At 48.7% G+C, this 19,095-nt stretch carries 16 protein-coding genes; all 16 read left to right on the top strand.

Going from position 1 to position 19,095, the window contains the following annotated elements:
• The first annotated feature begins 11 nt into the window (after nucleotides 1–11).
• The 16 genes from SB752_RS21005 to SB752_RS20930 all read left to right on the top strand — a co-directional run bounded on the left by SB752_RS21005 (nucleotide 12) and on the right by SB752_RS20930 (nucleotide 19,044).
• Nucleotides 12–893 (top strand): 5-oxoprolinase subunit B family protein, encoded by an 882-nt coding sequence (locus tag SB752_RS21005; protein WP_410717502.1) that lies wholly within the window; start codon nucleotides 12–14, stop codon nucleotides 891–893.
• Nucleotides 894–1,877, top strand: a complete 984-nt coding sequence (locus SB752_RS21000; RefSeq protein ID WP_410717501.1) for a 5-oxoprolinase subunit C family protein — start codon at nucleotides 894–896, stop codon at nucleotides 1,875–1,877. It begins immediately after the preceding gene.
• A gap of 131 nt (nucleotides 1,878–2,008) precedes the next feature.
• Nucleotides 2,009–2,335, top strand: a complete 327-nt coding sequence (locus SB752_RS20995) for a DUF3870 domain-containing protein (protein WP_410717500.1) — start codon at nucleotides 2,009–2,011, stop codon at nucleotides 2,333–2,335.
• A gap of 286 nt (nucleotides 2,336–2,621) precedes the next feature.
• Nucleotides 2,622–3,557 carry a glutarate dioxygenase GlaH gene (gene glaH, locus SB752_RS20990; RefSeq protein ID WP_410717499.1) on the top strand — a complete coding sequence of 312 codons (936 nt, stop codon included), beginning with the start codon at nucleotides 2,622–2,624 and terminating at the stop codon, nucleotides 3,555–3,557.
• A gap of 482 nt (nucleotides 3,558–4,039) precedes the next feature.
• Nucleotides 4,040–4,978, top strand: coding sequence for a glutarate dioxygenase GlaH (glaH, locus tag SB752_RS20985; RefSeq protein ID WP_410717498.1), 939 nt, complete (start codon nucleotides 4,040–4,042; stop codon nucleotides 4,976–4,978).
• Nucleotides 4,979–5,002: 24 nt separating this feature from the next.
• Nucleotides 5,003–6,217 (top strand): L-2-hydroxyglutarate oxidase, encoded by a 1,215-nt coding sequence (lhgO, locus tag SB752_RS20980; protein WP_410717497.1) that lies wholly within the window; start codon nucleotides 5,003–5,005, stop codon nucleotides 6,215–6,217.
• Nucleotides 6,218–6,232: 15 nt separating this feature from the next.
• Nucleotides 6,233–7,699 carry an alpha-ketoglutaric semialdehyde dehydrogenase GucD gene (gucD, locus tag SB752_RS20975; RefSeq protein WP_410717496.1) on the top strand — a complete coding sequence of 489 codons (1,467 nt, stop codon included), beginning with the start codon at nucleotides 6,233–6,235 and terminating at the stop codon, nucleotides 7,697–7,699.
• A 198-nt stretch (nucleotides 7,700–7,897) separates the two neighbouring features.
• Nucleotides 7,898–9,256 carry a 4-aminobutyrate--2-oxoglutarate transaminase gene (gene gabT, locus SB752_RS20970; RefSeq protein ID WP_410717495.1) on the top strand — a complete coding sequence of 453 codons (1,359 nt, stop codon included), beginning with the start codon at nucleotides 7,898–7,900 and terminating at the stop codon, nucleotides 9,254–9,256.
• A gap of 312 nt (nucleotides 9,257–9,568) precedes the next feature.
• Nucleotides 9,569–11,986 (top strand): heavy metal translocating P-type ATPase, encoded by a 2,418-nt coding sequence (locus SB752_RS20965; RefSeq protein WP_410717494.1) that lies wholly within the window; start codon nucleotides 9,569–9,571, stop codon nucleotides 11,984–11,986.
• Between the two features lie 82 nt (nucleotides 11,987–12,068).
• Nucleotides 12,069–12,269 carry a copper ion binding protein gene (locus tag SB752_RS20960; RefSeq protein WP_103108156.1) on the top strand — a complete coding sequence of 67 codons (201 nt, stop codon included), beginning with the start codon at nucleotides 12,069–12,071 and terminating at the stop codon, nucleotides 12,267–12,269.
• A gap of 485 nt (nucleotides 12,270–12,754) precedes the next feature.
• A complete protein-coding gene (locus SB752_RS20955; RefSeq protein ID WP_410717493.1) occupies nucleotides 12,755–13,573 on the top strand; it encodes a PHP domain-containing protein in 819 nt (272 codons plus the stop codon).
• Nucleotides 13,549–14,331 (top strand): sugar phosphate isomerase/epimerase family protein, encoded by a 783-nt coding sequence (locus SB752_RS20950; RefSeq protein WP_410717492.1) that lies wholly within the window; start codon nucleotides 13,549–13,551, stop codon nucleotides 14,329–14,331. The genes SB752_RS20955 and SB752_RS20950 overlap by 25 nt, the downstream gene beginning before the upstream one ends.
• 15 nt (nucleotides 14,332–14,346) lie before the next feature.
• Nucleotides 14,347–15,126, top strand: a complete 780-nt coding sequence (gene surE / locus SB752_RS20945; protein WP_410717491.1) for a 5'/3'-nucleotidase SurE — start codon at nucleotides 14,347–14,349, stop codon at nucleotides 15,124–15,126.
• 33 nt (nucleotides 15,127–15,159) lie between these two features.
• The gene (locus SB752_RS20940) at nucleotides 15,160–16,260 is read left to right on the top strand and encodes an ABC transporter substrate-binding protein (protein ID WP_410717490.1); all 1,101 of its coding nucleotides are present in this window, start codon (nucleotides 15,160–15,162) and stop codon (nucleotides 16,258–16,260) included.
• Entirely contained in the window at nucleotides 16,250–17,992 is a 1,743-nt protein-coding gene (locus SB752_RS20935) for an ABC transporter permease (RefSeq protein WP_410717489.1), read from the top strand. The genes SB752_RS20940 and SB752_RS20935 overlap by 11 nt, the downstream gene beginning before the upstream one ends.
• Nucleotides 17,989–19,044, top strand: a complete 1,056-nt coding sequence (locus tag SB752_RS20930; protein WP_410717488.1) for an ABC transporter ATP-binding protein — start codon at nucleotides 17,989–17,991, stop codon at nucleotides 19,042–19,044. Before SB752_RS20935 ends, SB752_RS20930 begins: the two co-directional genes overlap by 4 nt.
• Nucleotides 19,045–19,095 lie beyond the last annotated feature (51 nt).

Below are 19,095 nucleotides of genomic sequence, written 5' to 3'. Positions count from 1 at the left end.
GGGTGAGCCGCATGTTTACACTGCCTGAGACGCGTTTTGATATTGCTGGTGACGAGTACATTTATGCGGAAATCTCGCGGGAAATGGGGCTGGAGAGTAATTTCAAGGCGCTCGCCATCACGAATGAGCTGCGCAAGCGAAAGATTCCCGGGCTCATCGATATCTGTCCGGCAAACGCATCCTACATGGTTCGGTTCAATCCTGAGCTGATTTCGGCGATTGATCTGCTGGATTATTTAATCGAGATCGATATCACCAAAAGCAATGTCGCCGAGCTGAATCTCGCGACGCGAATCGTGGAAATTCCAACCTGGTACGATGATCCGATTACCCGCGAATATTCTTTCCGTTTTGCCAACCGTCACCAGCATCCGGGGATCTCCGACTTTGAGTTCGTGATGAAATGCAACCATTTTGCGGACAAAGAGTCGTTCATACAAGCGCACTCGTCCACACCGTATTTCATCACGATGGTCGGGTATATTCCAGGCACTTCGTGGGAGTTCCCTTTGGGGGCAGCGAAGGAAGAGATCTTGCAGGCGCCCAAGTATCTCAGCCCCCGCACCGAGACGCCGAACCGCGCGATTGGATTGGGAGGAGCCTTCAACGCGATCTATCCGGTCGATAGCCCGGGAAGCTACCAACTAATCGGGATGTCAGCCGTGCCGGTTTATGATAAAGAGCGCCGCTATCCCGAGCTGTGCGATTATGTCCTGGCAAAGCCGGGAGACATCTGGCGGCATCGCCCGATTGACGAGACCGAATACAACCGCATCGTTGCGGATGTGGAGGAGGGCAAGTACCGGTATCGCACGCGTCATGTAGAATTTACTGTCAAAGAGTATTTGCTGCGAGGAAAAGAGTACATTGCGCATCTGATGGAGGGATTTTAGATGATTTTGGTGGTTGAGCCCGGCTTGTCGACCACAGTGCAGGATATGGGCAGAGACGGCTATTATCATTTGGGCATTCCTCCATCAGGGGCAGCGGACAAATACTCGTTTTTGCTCGGAAACCTGCTGCTGGGCAATCCTGTTTCGTATGCCGCGTTGGAGTTGACGCTCTTTGGGCCTAAGCTCGCATTTGGCAAAAAAACGGTGATTGCAGTGACAGGTGCACCGGTAAAAGTATACCTGAACCAAAGGGAAATGCCGATGTGGCAAAGCATTGAGATTAATGAGGGAGATATTTTGTCATTTGGCGCTGTTTGGTCAGGTATCCACGCGTATCTGTGCGTGTCTGGAGGGATTATCGTTCCTGAGATCATGGGCAGCAAATCAACCTATGTGCAAAGTGGTCTGGGCGGATTCGCTGGCCGCAAGCTGCAAAAGGGCGATCAGATCGAAATCGGAGAGCCTCTTCCCGGCGTGAGCAAGCAAATCGGCAAACGGGTTGGTGATGAAGCTCTTCCGCTGTTTCAGAAAGAAATCGATGTCCGGGTCGTCCTTGGATTGGCTAGCGATCGCATCAGCGATGAGGGCGTTCGCGCCTTCTTGAACGAAGAGTGGCGGGTATCGTCCGAATCTAATCGGGTCGGGTATCGCTTCTATGGTCCAACGCTACCCTTCGAGCCGTTTGAGACGCCATTTGGAGCGGGCAGCGAATTTTCTAATGTGGTGGATACCGCATACAAAATTGGTGGCATTCTCTTAACCAACAGCGAGGAAATCATCATTCAATTGAGAGATGCGACAACGGGGGGAGGGTTCATGACGATGGGGGTGGTCATCAGTGCAGATCTGGACCTGATCGCGCAGTCGAGACCCAATACGATCACCCGGTTTCATGCCGTGACCGTCAATCAGGCATACCAGGCTCGGATTGAAAAAAAGACGAAATTGATGAAAGTGGCAGAACAGTTTACCTTAACGAAATAAGAATGAGGAGCAAGCCTGATGCCGGTGAGGAATCCCTGCTCGCTCAGCCCGTCTCGCCATCATGGTCGGGAGTGATTAGGAAGCCTTCGATTTTCAACACAATTCTATCCAAAAAAGAAAGGCGGTTTGCTATGTCTTTACCCAACACGTATTTCATCGCCGGTCACGCCAAACTCCCGCAGGGAATGGCAGCAAAAAGCGTCTTTGATTCATTGACCATTACTGCTGAGGTGGACAAAAAATACGGTGTCATCGTAGAGGCCTCGTGCACGTTGGCTACAGAGCACGGCTCCGATTTTGTCGGCAGGCTGCTTCGGGGGTTCAGCTTGAAAGACGGAGTGGATGAGCCCATTCGGCATATTGTGGCACATTACCGGGGCAAGGCCGCCAATGCCCTTGTTGCCGCTATGAAAGATTTGCATGTGCAGTACGAGTCGTGTCGGTCGAACGGAAATTAATTGATCGCAATAAGGTAGTTGACAAAAAGATAAAAACGAAATAGTATGAAAATAATCTCACATTCACTTCAAGAAAGATGAACCCTTTCACGAGCGGTGAATGACTATTCTTTGAACCCCATTAGGTAAAATTACTGACGAATCTTCTGAACTCCGAGAGATCGGAGAGACAAAGCAGATCGAAGCCAGTTATATCATTCATGATTTTTCATGGATGGCTATAGCTGGCTTTTTTATCTATCCGGGCGAAAAGAAATCAGTTCATAATGTTCAGGAGGGAATGTACATGAGTATCGTGCAAGAAAAACAGGCGCTGCGATTTTTACAAAAGAAAGCGGGATACGAAATTAAGCCGCATCCGCATCACAACCGCTTATATCACATTGAGGTAAACGCTGAGCTTCTTGGTCAGTTTTTCGACGCTTTTCAAAAGGAGAATGCAGAGCGGCTCCAGTACGTGCCGTTTATGCGCTACATCATGGCAGGGGAAATGCGGGACTTGTTCGGTCAATCCTTTGTTGATGCGATTCGCGGGATTTTGCATGACCGTCAAACCGGGGGATTTACGATTGGGGTCCAGGGACAGACGACGGATACGGAAGACTACGTGAAATTTGCCACTGCGTTGACCCACCTGGTCGGGTCGTCGAATTTCGATGCGATGTCCGGAACCTTTTATGCGCGGTTTACGGTAAAGGATACGGACAACAGCGATTCGTATTTGCGTCAAGCGTATCGTCTCTTTACCCTGCATACCGACGGCACCTTTGTGGATGAACCAACGGACTGGCTGCTGATGATGAAAATGGATGAGCGCAATGCGGTTGGCGGAGAATCGCGCCTGCTGCACCTTGATGACTGGGAAGAGCTGGAGAAGTTTAGCAAGCATCCGCTCGCATCCTATAAATTTTTATATAAAGCGCCGGCAAGCAAAAACGTAGAGCAGGTCGTTTATCGTCCGACGTTCTTTGAAAACAACAACGGAACCTGCATCTGCTTTATCGACCAGTTCGTTCAGCCAGAGACGATTGATCAGGCAACGTATTTGAAGGAGCTGTCGGATTCGATGGAAAACAGCCCGGCCACTCACGCCTTGAAATTGCCTGTCGGTGATCTGGTGATGCTCAATAATACGTTCTGGCTGCACGGTCGGGCTGCTTTCGAGAAACATCCGGAATTGCACCGCGAGTTGATGAGGCAACGGGGGATGTTTGCCAAGTAATGAAGGCATTTATACAGCATGAGAGGAAAGGGGCAATGAACGATGGCGCGGATGGACGCGACAGATAAATGCATTTATTGTAAAGAAGAGCTGGCTTCTTGGGAGCGCAATCGCTCAGAATGCATGGATTGCCGTGATAAACACCCAACTGAGACGTATAGCGAATATCTAGAAGAGGATTCTGATCGAAAAACTGTTGACGGAATATTTGCAAAAATGATATAATTGGATTGTTATTATAAATTCACTTCTAGAAAGATATCCTCTTTTAAGATCAGTGAAAAATAACGATTTAGTAACAGGTGTTAGAATTTAAAACTGAATAGCAAAAATAACTGATGAATCTTCTGTACTCCGAGAGATCGGAGAAGCAAAGTAGATCAAAGCCAGTTATATCGTTCATGATTTTTATGGATGATATAACTGGCTTTTTTATTCGGAGCGAGAAGAAATATGTTCATATTGTTCAGGAGGGAATGTTCATGAGTATGATCCAAGAAAAACAAGCTTTGAAATTTTTACAAAAGAAAGCGGGATATGAAATAAAGCCACATCCACATCACAACCGTTTATACCACATTGAATTAAACGGTGAACTTCTTGGTCAATTTATCGACGCGTTTAAGGATGAGAATTCAGATCGGCTCCGATACGTGCCGTTTATGCGCTACATCATGGCAGGTGAAATGCGGGACTTGTTTGGTCAATCCTTTGTGGACGCCATTCGCGGGATTTTGCATGACCGTCAAACAGGAGGATTTACCATTGGGGTACAAGGACAAACGACGGATATGGAAGACTACGTGAAATTTGCCACTGCGTTGACCCACCTGGTCGGGTCGTCGAATTTCGATGCGATGTCCGGAACCTTTTATGCACGGTTTACGGTAAAGGATACGGACAACAGTGATTCTTATTTGCGTCAAGCGTATCGTCTATTTACTCTGCATACCGATGGAACCTTTGTAGATGAACCAACGGACTGGCTGCTGATGATGAAAATGGATGAGCGCAATGCGGTTGGAGGAGAATCGCGCCTGCTGCACCTTGATGACTGGGAAGAGCTGGAGAAGTTTAGCAAGCATCCGCTCGCATCCTATAAATTTTTATATAAAGCGCCGGCAAGCAAAAACGTAGAGCAGGTCGTTTATCGTCCGACGTTCTTTGAAAACAACAACGGAACTTGCATCTGCTTTATCGACCAGTTCGTTCAGCCAGAGACGATTGATCAGGCAACGTATTTGAAGGAGCTGTCGGATTCGATGGAAAACAGCCCGGCCACTCACGCCTTGAAATTGCCTGTCGGTGATCTGGTGATGCTCAACAATACGTTCTGGTTGCATGGTCGGGCTCCTTTTGAAAAACATCCGGAATTGCACCGTGAGTTGATGAGACAACGGGGTGTATTTGCAAAAAGTTAATCGAACAAGAAGGAGATGGCAACTATGTATGATTTTGCGATTGTGGGAGGGGGGATCGTTGGTCTCTCCACCGGAATGGCTCTAAGCCAGCGCAATCCAAATGCGAGCATTCTTGTTTTGGAAAAGGAAGATAGTTGGGCGAAACACCAAACGGGGCATAACAGTGGCGTCATTCATTCCGGCATTTATTATAAGCCAGGCAGTTTTAAGGCGAAATTTGCACGAGAAGGAAGCCGTTCGATGGTTGAGTTTTGCCAGGAAAATGGAATTGAGCATGATATTTGCGGGAAAGTGATTACCGCCACAAAACATGAGGAACTGACGTTATTGGATCAGTTATTTGAACGCGGTCTGGCAAACGGACTCGGGATTACGAAGATTAGTGCTGAAGAACTGAAAGAAATAGAACCCCATGTGAGCGGTTTGGCAGCCATCCGTGTTCCTATGGCGGGAATCGTTAATTATAAGCAGGTATGTGAAACATTCGCCGTCATCATTGCAAAATACGGCGGAGACTTGCGTTTGAATACCAGAGTGGAAAAAATTGTGGAATCTAATAATGGAGTCCATATCGAGACGAATAAGGGATCTTTTCAAGCGCGTTTTTTGATTAACTGTTCGGGATTGCACAGTGATCGAGTAGCCAAGAGCAGCGGCTTGAAAACGGATATGAAAATTGTCCCGTTTCGCGGAGAGTATTACGAGTTGAAACCAGAGAAACGCTACTTAGTTAAGCACTTGATCTATCCGGTTCCTAATCCTGCTTTCCCTTTTCTCGGGGTTCATTTTACTAGGATGATTGGCGGGCATGTGGAGGCCGGACCGAATGCAGTTCTTAGCTTAAAACGGGAAGGCTATAATAAGACGGATTTTGATTTGAAAGATTTTTCTGAGATTATGACCTATCCAGGATTTTGGAAATTGGCATCCGCATATTGGAAAGAAGGGTTGGAAGAAATGTTTCGATCCTTCAGCAAAGCAGCATTCGTCAGAAGCCTTCAGCAGTTGATTCCAGAAATTCAAGCGGAGGATCTTGAACCTGCATCAGCAGGAGTTCGAGCACAAGCCTTGAAACCAGATGGCAGTTTGGTGGATGACTTTCATTTTATCTCAGGAAAAAGTAGCATTCATGTTTGTAACGCTCCTTCTCCTGCGGCAACTGCTTCGATTCAGATCGGCAAGGCTATAGTGGAACGCATACCAGAACCTTCACAATTTAAAAAAATATGTGCCATCTAAAGAGGTGTTGCATCGATGTCAGTAAAATCACATGCAAAAACGTATCAAAATAGAATGAATGGCCAATGGGTGGAATCCAGTTCCGGTAAAGTGGTGGCAAGTCTCAATCCTGCTGATAATCGGGACATCGTGGGTTATGTACCAATGTCTGCGAAAGAAGATGTGGAACAAGCTGTTTCTGCAGCCAAAACGGCGGCGAAAGAGTGGCGCAAAATGTCCGGTCCAGCCCGTGGCGAGTTTCTTCGTAAAACGGCTGAGATTATGGAGCAGCGACTTGATGATATTGCCGAAACAATGGCGCGCGAAATGGGGAAAACACTGGTGGAGGCAAAAGGTGAAACCGCTCGTGCCGTAGCCATTTTGCGTTATTATGCGTCAGAAGGAATGCGTGCGATAGGTGAAGTTATCCCATCCAGTGAAGAAGGGGCAGTGTTGTTTACTTCCCGTGTTCCGCTTGGTGTTGTCGGGCTGATCACACCTTGGAATTTTCCGGTTGCTATTCCCGTTTGGAAAATGGCTCCAGCCCTTGTTTACGGAAATACCGTTGTAATCAAACCAGCTTTGGAGACAACGGTAACGGCAATAAAAGTTGTGGAGTGTTTTGTTGATGCCGGATTACCTGCAGGCGTTATCAACTTGGTCAGCGGGTCAGGTTCTGTGATTGGCAATGAGCTTTCTGAACATCCAGACGTAAAGGCGATCAGTTTTACCGGCTCCAATCAGGTAGGATGCTTGATTGCTTCAAAAGCTTTGGCACGCGGTGCAAAATACCAGTTGGAGATGGGCGGAAAAAACCCGGTGATTGTGACCCAAAGCGCTGATTTGGAATTGGCGGCCGAGCTCACCGTTTCGGGCAGCATGAAATCGACTGGTCAAAAATGTACGGCAACCAGTCGGGCAATTGTTGTCAAAGAGGTGTATGATACTTTTCGGGAAAAGGTTATTGAAAAAATCAAAAAAATAAAGGTTGGCAATGGTTTGGAGCCGGACACATACATGGGACCCGTCGCTTCCGAAAAACAATTAAAAAGCGTATTAGCCGCAATCGAGAAAGGAATAGCTGAAGGAGCCACGCTCGTTGCAGGAGGATTACCGCTAAACCAAGGTGAATGGGTCAATGGTTATTTTATCGAACCAACACTTTTTGAAGATGTAGAACCGAGCATGTCGATTGCTCAGGAGGAAATCTTTGGGCCTGTATTGGCTTTGATGAAAGTAAATAACCTGCAGCAAGCGCTAGAAGTTGCAAATGATGTTAAATATGGTTTGAGCGCTTCGATCTTTACCAATCGCTTGGATGAGATGATGTTGTATATGCAAGACATGGATGCTGGAATGATTCGAATAAATGGGGAAAGCTCGGGTGTTGAACTGCAAGCTCCATTTGGGGGAATGAAGGAATCTAGTTCTCATTCAAGGGAACAGGGAAGAGCTGCCATAGAGTTTTTCACCTCGGTTAAAACTATTACGATGAAGTCGTGAAATAATTTAAACATTAGATAAATTGAGACTGTTATGTTTGTCCTCCTTCATACCAGAAGTGAGATCACAGACGAAGTAGCCAGTCAAATCCCCGGAATCAGAGCTGACTAGTTCAGTAGATTATGGGGAGAGGACTGGCTTTTTCATTTTTATAAATAAATTTCCTGAAAACGAAAGTGAATGAGAGGGGATTTTCAGATGGAAACAACCAAAGAAATAAAAACGACCATTCCTGGGTTAAAATCGCAAGAGCTTCATGAACGCAGACAGAAAGCGGTTCCCGTAGGCCCTTATAACATTACTCCACTTTATGTAAAAGAAGCTCGCGGTGCATTGGTTACGGATGTAGATGGAAATACTTTTATCGACTTTGCTGGAGGAATAGGAATTCAAAATATAGGGCATTGCCATCCAAAAGTGGTGAAGGCCCTTCAAGAACAAGCCGCACAGTCCATCCATACGTGTTTTCATGTATTTCCTTATGAAAGTTACATTGAATTAGCGGAGAGATTGAATGCCGCAACGCCTGGGGATTTTGTGAAAAAAACGATGTTTGTCAATAGTGGGGCAGAGGCGGTAGAAAATGCTGTGAAAATTGCACGCGCGGCAACGGGACGAAAATCAGTCTTATCCTTTAGCCGTGGTTATCATGGGCGTACGTTGATGACCATGTCTTTAACGAGCAAAGTGAAGCCTTATAAATTTGGATTTGGCCCGTTCGCTCCCGATACCTATAAAATCCCCTATCCTTATTACTATAGAGATGCAGAAGCGTTGACTAGTGAAGAGGTTGATGCACAAGTTTTACAACGAATTGAAGAATTTTTCCTCGGTGAAGTAGCTGCAGAGGATGTAGCTGCCATTATTATGGAACCTGTGCAGGGAGAAGGCGGATTTGTCGTCCCGACAGGAAACTTCGTTCAAGGAATCAGACAACTTTGTGATAAATACGGTATCTTGCTAATTGCGGATGAGATTCAAACAGGTTTTGCGCGTACAGGAAAATTGTTTGCTATGGAAAATTTTGGGATAGCAGCAGATATTATGGTTTCATCTAAATCAATTGCCGCTGGAATGCCTCTTAGCGCAGTGACTGGCCGGGCAGAGATTATGGATGCAGCGGGAGCAGGACAGCTTGGTGGTACGTTTGCGGGTAGCCCGATGTCTTGTGTAGCAGGACTTACTGTGCTTGATGTTATTGAAGAAGAAAATTTAGTTGGGCGCGCACAGGTAATTGGTGAGCGTATGCTCATGTATTTCCGTGCCATGCAAGAGAAGTTTGCGTTAATAGGTGATGTACGTGGCTTAGGTGCGATGGTTGCGATGGAACTGGTCACTGATCGTAAAACAAAGAATCCAGCGAAAGAAGCGACAGCTGAGATTGTTCAGTTATGTTGGAAAAGCGGACTTATCGGTTTGAGCGCTGGACTGAATGGAAATATTCTTCGTTTCTTGCCGCCACTCGTAATTACAGATGAACAATTAGAGAAAGGCTTGGATATTCTTGAAGAAGTTATTGCAGCTGTAGAAAGAGACCAATTTTCTCAAACCACATAGTCGAGGACTGCACGAAAAGAACCGTCAGGGTGATGAACCCTGACGGTTCTTTGACTAATTAATCGAGCCAACCCTCAGTCCCTGTCTGAATGATGCATCCCTTTGTTCAGAAACTCGTATTTCTTCCATATTATTTTGACTACCTCAGGGGCTGAAAAATTGCAGTATGGATTTTGGGCAAAAAAATGTGAAAAAACCACTTGATATACCCTTGGGGGGTATTGTATTATAAGGGTGTGATAAGAATTGACCTGCAGGGGAACAATACGATAAAATATACCCCATTAGGGTATCTGTGACGGGGGAATAAAAATGAGTGCCAAAACAGCAGAGGCGACTGTTCCGATTACAGGAATGACATGCGCCGCATGTGCGCTTCGAATTGAAAAGGGCTTGAAGAAGCTGGATGGCGTTGAGACTGCCAATGTCAATTTGGCTCTGGAAAAGTCGACAGTCATCTATGACCCGGCAATAACTAACCTCGATGATATACGCACAAAAATTGAATCGCTGGGGTACGGTGTCGCAGCCGACAAAGTAGAGCTGAATATCACCGGTATGACATGTGCCGCTTGTTCGACCCGGATTGAGAAAGGGCTCAGTAAAATGCCCGGTGTTCTCAAGGCCAACGTCAATTTAGCATTGGAGATGGCCACAGTCGAGTACGATTCATCTCATGTAGGCGTGGCCGATTTGATCCAAAAGGTTGAAAAGCTGGGCTACCAGGCTGCTCGCAAGGAAGAGGGCAATGATGAGGAAAAGGTAGACCGTCGGGCAGCAGAGATTCAGCGTCAGACGAGGAAGTTCTGGATTTCCTTGGTACTCTCACTGCCACTGCTGTGGTCGATGGTAAGTCACTTTTCCTTCACCTCGTTCATCTGGCTGCCGGAATTTTTGATGAACCCGTGGGTGCAGCTGGCCTTGGCGACACCGGTTCAATTCATTATCGGGGCACAGTTTTACGTGGGGGCGTACAAAGCACTGCGTAACAAGAGTGCCAATATGGATGTGCTGGTCGCTCTCGGTACGTCAGCCGCTTACTTTTACAGTTTGTATGTAGCCATCTCTTCAATCGGTACTCATGGTCATATGCTTGAGCTTTACTTTGAGACCAGCGCCGTTTTGATCACGCTGATCCTGTTGGGTAAACTATTCGAGGTAAAAGCCAAAGGGCGTTCATCGGAAGCGATACGCAAGCTGATGGGACTGCAAGCGAAGACAGCAGTAGTCGTTCGGGATGGCGTCGAGATGACGATACCCGTAGAGGATGTTCGACTGGGCGATATCGTACACGTGAAGCCTGGTGACAAAGTGCCTGTAGATGGTATCGTTTTGGAAGGCCAATCCGCTGTCGATGAATCCATGCTGACTGGAGAAAGTATTCCTGTAGACAAAGCAGCTGGAGATACGGTCATTGGTGCCACCCTCAATAAAAACGGTTTTTTGAAGGTCCAGGCGACTAAGGTAGGAAAAGAAACCGCATTGGCCCAAATTATCAAGGTCGTAGAAGAGGCGCAGGGCACAAAAGCTCCAATTCAACGTCTGGCAGACAGCATTTCCGGGATTTTTGTTCCCATTGTTGTCGGGATTGCGATCATTACCTTCCTGGTCTGGTATTTCGCGGTCATGCCCGGCAATTTCGCTGAGGCATTGGAAAAAGCCATTGCAGTTCTGGTTATCGCTTGCCCGTGTGCACTTGGTCTGGCGACACCAACCTCGATTATGGCAGGGTCAGGACGTGCGGCTGAGCTGGGCATTTTGTTCAAGGGCGGGGAGCATCTTGAGACTGCCCATCATCTGGATACGATCGTTCTTGATAAAACGGGTACTGTTACAAAAGGTGAGCCTGAGCTGACAGATGTCATCACCTTTGATATCGAGGAGCAGGAATTACTCGCGCTTGTCGGAGCTGCCGAGAAAAATTCCGAGCACCCATTGGCACAAGCCATTGTGCGCGGCATAGCAGAAAAAGGCATTTCTTTGGCGGAGACCACTTCATTTGAAGCGATTCCCGGTTTTGGAATTCGAGCTGTTGTAGCCGGCAAGGAGGTACTGGTAGGTACTCGCCGCCTTCTGGAGCAATACCAGATTTCGTACCAAGCTGTTACAGATACGATGCTTCGCCTGGAGCAATCAGGAAAAACGGCAATGCTCGCTGTCGTCGATGGTAAGCTGGCAGGACTGATTGCCGTAGCCGATACGATTAAACCAACCTCGAAGCAAGCAGTGGAACGTATGAAAGCGATGGGACTCACGGTCATCATGATGACGGGCGACAACCGGCAAACTGCCGAGGCGATCGCACGTGAGGCAGGTATCGATCACGTAATCGCCGAAGTCCTGCCCGAAGGCAAGGCAGCTGAAGTGAAAAAGCTGCAAGCAGCAGGCAAAAAGGTAGCTATGGTCGGTGACGGAATCAATGACGCTCCAGCACTTGCCACAGCCGATATCGGCATGGCGATCGGAACAGGAACAGATGTGGCGATGGAGGCAGCCGATATTACACTCATGCGCGGCGAGCTCACGAGTGTCGCTGACGCAATCGAAATGAGCAAACGCACCATCCGCAACATCAAGCAAAACCTGTTCTGGGCATTTGCCTACAACACATTGGGCATTCCGTTCGCAGCTCTAGGATTCCTGGCGCCTTGGCTCGCAGGAGCAGCGATGGCATTCAGCTCCGTATCCGTAGTCCTCAACGCACTGCGACTACAACGGGTAAAGCTGTAATCGCCTGCAGCCAATAAAAGAAGTAACACGCGGCACGTCCGCATACCCTATAAACATAAAACTCAAAAGGAGAGATTGAGAAATGAAAAACATCACATTGAACGTAGAAGGTATGTCCTGCAACCATTGCGTTAACACCGTTGAAAAAACTTTGAAAGAGCTGGGCGCAGAAGGCAAGGTAAACCTCGCAGCCAAAACAGTAGAAGTAACCTATGACGAAAATGGCACAACCCTCGAAGCTATTAAAGAAGCCATCGAAGAACAAGGCTACGACGTAGTATAAAAGTAGAACTATGTTTTTAAGCTCTTGCCCGGTAATCACGGGTAAGAGCTTTTTTATTTTGTCGCCCACCAAAAAGTGCTGCGAGGACAGCCAACAGCTGTCGAGAGGAAAAAGGAGAAAAAAGCGAAACACGCCTTTAAGCGTCCACCTTTGATATGCCTCCTGAAAAAACGACTTTGGACGCGGTTTCGCTTTTTTCATGTAGCTGTGCAGGAATGACCCCTAAGCAAAGTGTTCCAAGAATCTAGAGCGTTTTCTCCTTTTTCCTCTCCTCCACTACAGCCCGAACCAATCACATCACTTCCCTCCCCCCACTTGTTTTGTAAAGATTCTGTAAATCGTTAACCAAACCTAAACAATGCATGAGCCTAGACATACAAAAACGCGCCACGACAGCATTTTCTTTTTATCAAACCTTGTTCAGCGCTTTATATGGGATTAAAAATTCAAATCTACAATGAAAGCAAGTGAAAGAGGTGGTCATTGTGGATTTGCATATGCACACCACTGCTTCTGACGGCAAGCTCACGCCAAAGGAGCTGCTGCTGGAGGCAAAAGAGCGGGGCGTGACTCATCTAGCCATTACCGACCATGACACCGTGGACGGTTATTTACTGGCACGAGGGGAAGCCACGCGGCTGGGGATCGGACTGATACCTGGAATCGAATGGAATACAGAAGGGCCGGAAGACGAGCTGCATATACTGGGCTACGGCTTTGATATTTCCGACCCGCGTCTGCTGCATCTGATGGATCGAAGACAGCAGGAGCGGATTGAGTGGGCCTCTGAGATGGTCGAGAGCTGCAACAGGCTGGGGATGGCGATTACCATAGAGGACTGTCTGGTCCGTGCAAAAGGCGGGGTCATCGTTCGAACACATATTTCGGAAGTATTAGTAGAGCGTGGATACAGCTCGACGCCACAGGCAGCATTTGATGCTTATTTGCGAAAAGGTGCTCCTGCGTATGTACCAAGACCAGTCTTTTCCGCACAGGAAGCAATCGAAGTAACGCACGAGGTAGGGGGAATAGCGATCCTCGCTCACCCAGGGATTTATCCGTTCGAAGTGAAGCTTGATACCCTGCTTGAATACGGGATTGACGGGATCGAGGTCTATTACCCGAAGCATTCATCAGCACAAATGGCCTTTTGGGAGCGTCAGGCAAAAAAGCATCAGCTGATTCGCTCGGGAGGCAGTGACTTTCACGGACATGGCTCACGCAACTCTACACCTGTTGGAAGCGTGCCATTGCCACGTGATGTAAAGGAGTGGTGGACATGCTGTATGTTTCATCAACACTAATGTGGGCGTACCCAGTAGAGGCCGCCATTCTAATTGCGAGGCAGTATGGATTTAGCGGTATGGAGGTGTGGGCAGAGCATGTCTGGTTTCATCAGAGCAATGCGCGCGAGATTCAGCAGGCAGCGAAGCGTGTAGGAATGAAGCTGACCCTGCACGCAGCGAGCTGGGATTTGAATCTGTGCTCGCTGAATCACGGTATACGCCAGCAGTCCATAACGGAGATAAAGCGATCGATTGCTCTGGCTTCAGAGATCGGTGCCAAGAGTGTGACGATCCACCCAGGACGCTTTACGCTGACCTCTAAAAACAGGAGTATGCATGAGTCGCTATTGATTGAAAGTGTAAATGAACTGGCGTACGAAGCTCAGCAGCAGGAGTGCATCCTGTCGATTGAGCACATCGAACCGCTCCCCAAGGAGATGATTGTAACGCCACAAGATCTCAATCGCTTGCGATCAGCGCTAGCGTATCCGACCACTGCTACCTTTGATATTGCTCATGTTCCGCTCTCCTGTTCCCTGACCCAATTTTATCGGGAGCTGGAAGGGGTGGATAAAATCCACGTGAGTGACGCCACTGCATCTAAGCTACACGTGCCGCTTGGAACAGGTGAGATTGATCTTGAGGCAATTTGGCCGCTTTTGTTTGAAAAAGACAGACCCGTTGTTGTAGAAGGCTTCGATGATGCGAAGGATTTGGGTGTACTCAAGCAAAATCTGTTGTATCTACAGCATGGTGATTGTGTCTCATTTGGATAGGAGGTTTATTACACATTGAATATTCTCGTCACGAATGACGATGGGATCTTTTCCAACGGCGTACTTTGTTTAGCACAGGCGTTACAACCGTTTGGCAATGTATCCATCGTCTGTCCCGATCAGGAACGTAGCGCAATCAGTCATGCGATTACGCTGAAATCGCCCGTAAAGGCGAATAAAGTGAACTTTTTCGATACTTCATTAGAAGCTTGGGCGGTCAATGGCACCCCTGCCGATTGCGTCAAAATGGCGATAGAAGCCATTCTCAAGGACAAGCCCGACGTCATTGTATCCGGAATTAACCGCGGTCCTAATTTGGGAAGGGATGTATTTTACTCCGGAACGATTTCAGCGGCAATCGAGGGCGCGATGTACCAAATCCCTTCGATTGCGATTTCTCTGGCGACACTGAAGCCGAATCCGTCGTTTTCTATTGTAGAGCCGCTCGCTTATGAAGTGTTTGAGACACTCTTGAGGCACAAGCTCACGCCAGAAACGGTATTGAACATCAATCTCCCGTATCTGTCAAAAGAAATGGTAAAGGGAGTAGCTGTAACGCCGCTCGCGATGGATGTCCTACGCTATCAATATGTCGGATTGAACGATCCCCAGGGATACCTCTGCTACTGGCTCTCTGATCATTTGACCGAGCTGCATTTTGAAGACGAGGAATCTGATTACTACAAGCTGCGCGATGGCTACATCACCATCACACCGCTTCAGCTGAATATGACGAATACGGCGATGAAAGCAAAGATTGGCAAGTGGTTTCAAAGTACAAAACAAAGCTCATAGCCATGCCCACTCATGATTAGGAGGAAATAGAAAATGAAACGTGTTCAACTCCACAAATGGACTCTTTCTCTATTCACAGCACTATCAGTTTTGGGATTGACAGCATGTGGTACACAGTCCACTTCCACTTCTGCGCAGCCAGAAGCCAAGCCGGCGCCAGCCACCCCAGCAGCAACAACTACAACTGCCACAACCGAGGCGGCAGCACCAAAAGTAGCGGGGAATCTGAGCTTTTACACATCACAGCCAGATGCAGATGCAGCGGCTTTGATCGAGAGCTTTACGAAAAAGTATCCGGAGGTAAAGGTCGAGCTGTTCCGTTCAGGTACGGAGGAGGTCATCAGCCGCTTGCAGGCTGAGGCACAGGCAGGACAAGTCAAAGCAGACGTTCTGCTGGTAGCAGACGCGCCGACCTTTGCCAGCTTGAAAAAACAAGACTTGCTCATGGGCTACAACTCTCCTGAAGCTGCTGACATCCCTGCGGATTGGAAGGATGCAGACGGTGCGTACACAGGAACAAAGGTCATGGCGACTGTTCTCGCCGTCAATACCAGCAAGGTAACTACAAAGCCTGACAGCTGGAAAGTACTGACGAGTCCACAGGCTGCTGGAAAAGCAATCATGCCAAGCCCGCTCTATTCCGGGGCAGCTGCCTACAACGTCGGTGTACTGACCCGCCAGGGAGATTTTGGTTGGGATTTCATCCAAGGACTCAAATCCAATCAAATGACTGTAACCAAAGGAAACGGCGCTGTGCTCAAAAGTGTAGCAGGCGGCGAAAAAGAATACGGCATGGTCGTCGATTATTTGGTAGCCAGAGCGAAAAAAGAAGGTTCCCCAGTAGAGCTGATCTACCCAAGCGAAGGTGTACCAGTCATTACAGAGCCGATCGGTATTTTGAAAGCCTCGAAAAATCAGGAAACGGCAAAAGCATTCGTGGACTTTGTTCTCTCGGAGGAAGGCCAAAAGCTCGCAGCAAGCCTGGGCTACACGCCTATTCGCAAAGGAATTCCCGCACCAGAAGGACTACTTGGCCAAGATCAGTTCAAGGTCCTTTCAGCCAATACAGATGAGCTGGAAGCATCCCGTGAGGCGGACAAAAAGAAATTTGGAGAGATGATGGGTGGCAAGTAACTGGCAGACAGTAGTGACCGAACGGCAGATCAGAGAGCGGCGTAAATTCGCCGCTTCTCTGTCGATGGAACAGGCGGCTACGTGGATGGTGCTGGTACCAGTCGCCTTCTTTTTTGTCTATCCGCTGTGGAAGCTGATGGCGCTCAGTGTGAAAACGGACACAGGACTCGGTTTTGCACATTTTGCAGAAGTGCTGACACATGCACGCACGTGGGATGCGGTTGGTCACACCATTACGGCTGCTGGTGTATCTACCGTTCTCTCGCTCGTAATCGGCGTATCATTGGCTTGGCTGTGCGCCTATACCGATATTCGCTTGAAGCCTGCGCTTCATGTACTTGCGCTTTTGCCACTGCTCATTCCTTCCTACGTCATGACACTGGCATGGACGCAGCTTGCAGGGCCGCAGGGAGTCATCAATCGAGTAGCAAGCTGGGTGGCTGGAACACCTGTAGAGATATGGAATGTGTATGGTCTGGACGGAATTATTGTCGTGATGGGCTTGACTCATTATCCGCTGGTTTACATGCTGACACTGTCTGTCCTGTACCGAATTCCCAAGGAGCTGGAGTGGGCAGCGCACTCTTCTGGAGCAAGTGCTCTCACGGTGTTTCGCAAGGTTACGCTGCCGCTTGCATTGCCTGGCATCGCTGGAGGCGGGCTGCTTGCTTTCATTTCTGGTCTCGACAATTTCGGAATCCCAGCGTTTTTGGGAATTCCGGAAAATATATCTGTTCTCAGCACACTCATCTATGAAGAAGTGATCGGATTCGGGCCGAGTGCTTTCGCCAAGGCTGCCGTTCTGTCTATTGTGCTCGGAGTAGTGGCTTTGGCTGGAACGGGGGTACAGTGGCTTTTGCTGCGCAAGAGTCGGGTAGACCAGACGAGCGCGGAAGACAAGTCGATTCGGCGATACTTGGGTGCGAAACGGGGATGGGTAGAGCTGGGTGTATGGGGCTTTATGCTCGTTACCGGCGTATTGCCGCTGCTATCGATGGCTGCCACCGCCTTTGTAAAAGCATATGGCTTGCCGTTTATCGCAGAAAATTTGACGTGGAAGCACTTTGCGTTTGTGCTCTTTGGCCATGCAGGGACACGGGACGCGATTCGAAATAGCCTGATGCTTGCTAGTCTGACGGGGATTTTGTGTGTGCTCGCAGGCACCTGGTTTGCCTACTGGCGCGTCAATCGCCCCTCGTTTACGGGCAAAATCATGGAAGGAGCTGTGGCATTGCCGTATGCATTACCCGGCATGGTGCTTGGCCTCGCGATGATTTTGACCTGGATGGAGCCGATTCCCGGTTGGCAGCCCGGCTTGTACGGAACGGTTTGGCTTATTTTGATTGCGTATGTGACACGGTTTTTGATTCTCCAAGTTAAGAGCAGTACGGTTTCGATCATGCAGGTAGGCAAGGAAGTGGAGGAAGCGGCAAGAATCAATGGGGGTGGCTTTTGGACGAGATGGGGCAGAATTCTGGTGCCGCTTTATGCGCCAGGAATGGCAACGGGCTTGTTCCTCGTCTTTTTGACGGCATTTACTGAGCTGACGCTGTCCTCGCTCTTGTGGACATCTGGCGCGGAAACGATTGGCGTCGTTATTTTCGGCTTTGAGCAGGCGGGGTCTACGACCTACAGCACGGCGCTTTCCACGCTGATTGTAGCTGCTATTCTGCTTCTTTTGACAGCGGGTGGCTTGTGGAAACGATATTGGCAGCGGAGGGTAGAGCAATGAATAGTGCGAGGGTAGCAGGAGTTTCCAAAAAATTTGGCAGTGTAGCTGCACTTCATCATCTGGATTTGCAAATTGGGCAAGGAGAGTTCGTCGCTCTGCTGGGACCGAGCGGCTGCGGAAAGACTACGCTACTGCGATTACTCGCTGGTTTTGAATCTCCGACGAGTGGTGAAATTTGGATCAATCATGAGCGGGTGGCAGATTCAAGCGGACGCAAACCACCGGAGGAGAGACGGATTGGCATGGTGTTCCAGTCATTCGCGCTGTGGCCACATCTGAATGTTTACGAGAATGTAGCCTTTCCACTGCGTCATCAAAAGCAAGTGCCGGATGCGTATAAAAAAGACCCTCGGGCGCGTGTGGCGCAAATGCTCGAAATGGTCGGACTGGGAGGAATGGAGGAACGCTTTCCAAGCCAGCTGTCTGGCGGACAAAAGCAGCGGGTAGCTCTGGCGCGTGCCATCGTGTTTAATCCGACGCTACTACTGATGGATGAGCCGCTCAGCAGTCTCGATGCGGAGCTGCGGATGCAGATGAGAAAAGAAATTCAGTACATTCACCGTGAGCTGGGCACGTCGATTGTCTATGTCACCCATGACCAGTCAGAAGCGCTAGGAATGGCAGATAAGATCGTGGTCATGAAGGACGGACGGGTAGAGCAGGCGGGTACCCCGCAGGAGATTTACTATGCTCCCGAGTCTTTGTTTGTCGCCAAATTTGTGGGACGGTCCAACTTTTTAAAAGGCAGCTGGTCGAATCCACACACCTTTTTGCTGGAGAAGGCAGGGGGGCAGACACAGCCGATTCCGGTATCGCGCGACTATGGTTCGTTTCACGCTCACCGCGTACTGCCGGTGCGGCCCGATCAGCTAAAGCTAAAGGCTTGGCACCAAGGCATGGACGGTGTCGTGGGGAAGGTAACTCATGTCCAATTCCAAGGGCGGGAGCTGTTGTATTCGATCCAGGTAGGTGAGGAGGAGTGGGAGGTCGTCTCCGATGTGAATGAGCGGTTTTCCTACGATGAGCAGGTGCTTGTAGAAGTGCACGTGTAAATTCGATCTGATAAAAAGGAAAAGCTCCGCCTGTTTGCCAGGATGGAGCTT

It is taken from the genome of Brevibacillus sp. SIMBA_040 (assembly GCF_046535075.1).
Taxonomy (GTDB): domain Bacteria; phylum Bacillota; class Bacilli; order Brevibacillales; family Brevibacillaceae; genus Brevibacillus.
This window is presented reverse-complemented; position numbering and strand designations above follow the sequence as displayed.

Bases quoted from the DNA above. Each gene is read 5' to 3' on its own strand.
- SB752_RS21005 (WP_410717502.1), top strand. From the start codon at position 12: ATGTTTACACTGCCTGAGACGCGTTTTGATATTGCTGGTGACGAGTAC.
- SB752_RS21000 (WP_410717501.1), top strand. From the start codon at position 894: ATGATTTTGGTGGTTGAGCCCGGCTTGTCGACCACAGTGCAGGATATG.
- SB752_RS20995 (WP_410717500.1), top strand. From the start codon at position 2,009: ATGTCTTTACCCAACACGTATTTCATCGCCGGTCACGCCAAACTCCCG.
- glaH (WP_410717499.1), top strand. From the start codon at position 2,622: ATGAGTATCGTGCAAGAAAAACAGGCGCTGCGATTTTTACAAAAGAAA.
- glaH (WP_410717498.1), top strand. From the start codon at position 4,040: ATGAGTATGATCCAAGAAAAACAAGCTTTGAAATTTTTACAAAAGAAA.
- lhgO (WP_410717497.1), top strand. From the start codon at position 5,003: ATGTATGATTTTGCGATTGTGGGAGGGGGGATCGTTGGTCTCTCCACC.
- gucD (WP_410717496.1), top strand. From the start codon at position 6,233: ATGTCAGTAAAATCACATGCAAAAACGTATCAAAATAGAATGAATGGC.
- gabT (WP_410717495.1), top strand. From the start codon at position 7,898: ATGGAAACAACCAAAGAAATAAAAACGACCATTCCTGGGTTAAAATCG.
- SB752_RS20965 (WP_410717494.1), top strand. From the start codon at position 9,569: ATGAGTGCCAAAACAGCAGAGGCGACTGTTCCGATTACAGGAATGACA.
- SB752_RS20960 (WP_103108156.1), top strand. From the start codon at position 12,069: ATGAAAAACATCACATTGAACGTAGAAGGTATGTCCTGCAACCATTGC.
- SB752_RS20950 (WP_410717492.1), top strand. From the start codon at position 13,549: ATGCTGTATGTTTCATCAACACTAATGTGGGCGTACCCAGTAGAGGCC.
- SB752_RS20940 (WP_410717490.1), top strand. From the start codon at position 15,160: ATGAAACGTGTTCAACTCCACAAATGGACTCTTTCTCTATTCACAGCA.
- SB752_RS20930 (WP_410717488.1), top strand. From the start codon at position 17,989: ATGAATAGTGCGAGGGTAGCAGGAGTTTCCAAAAAATTTGGCAGTGTA.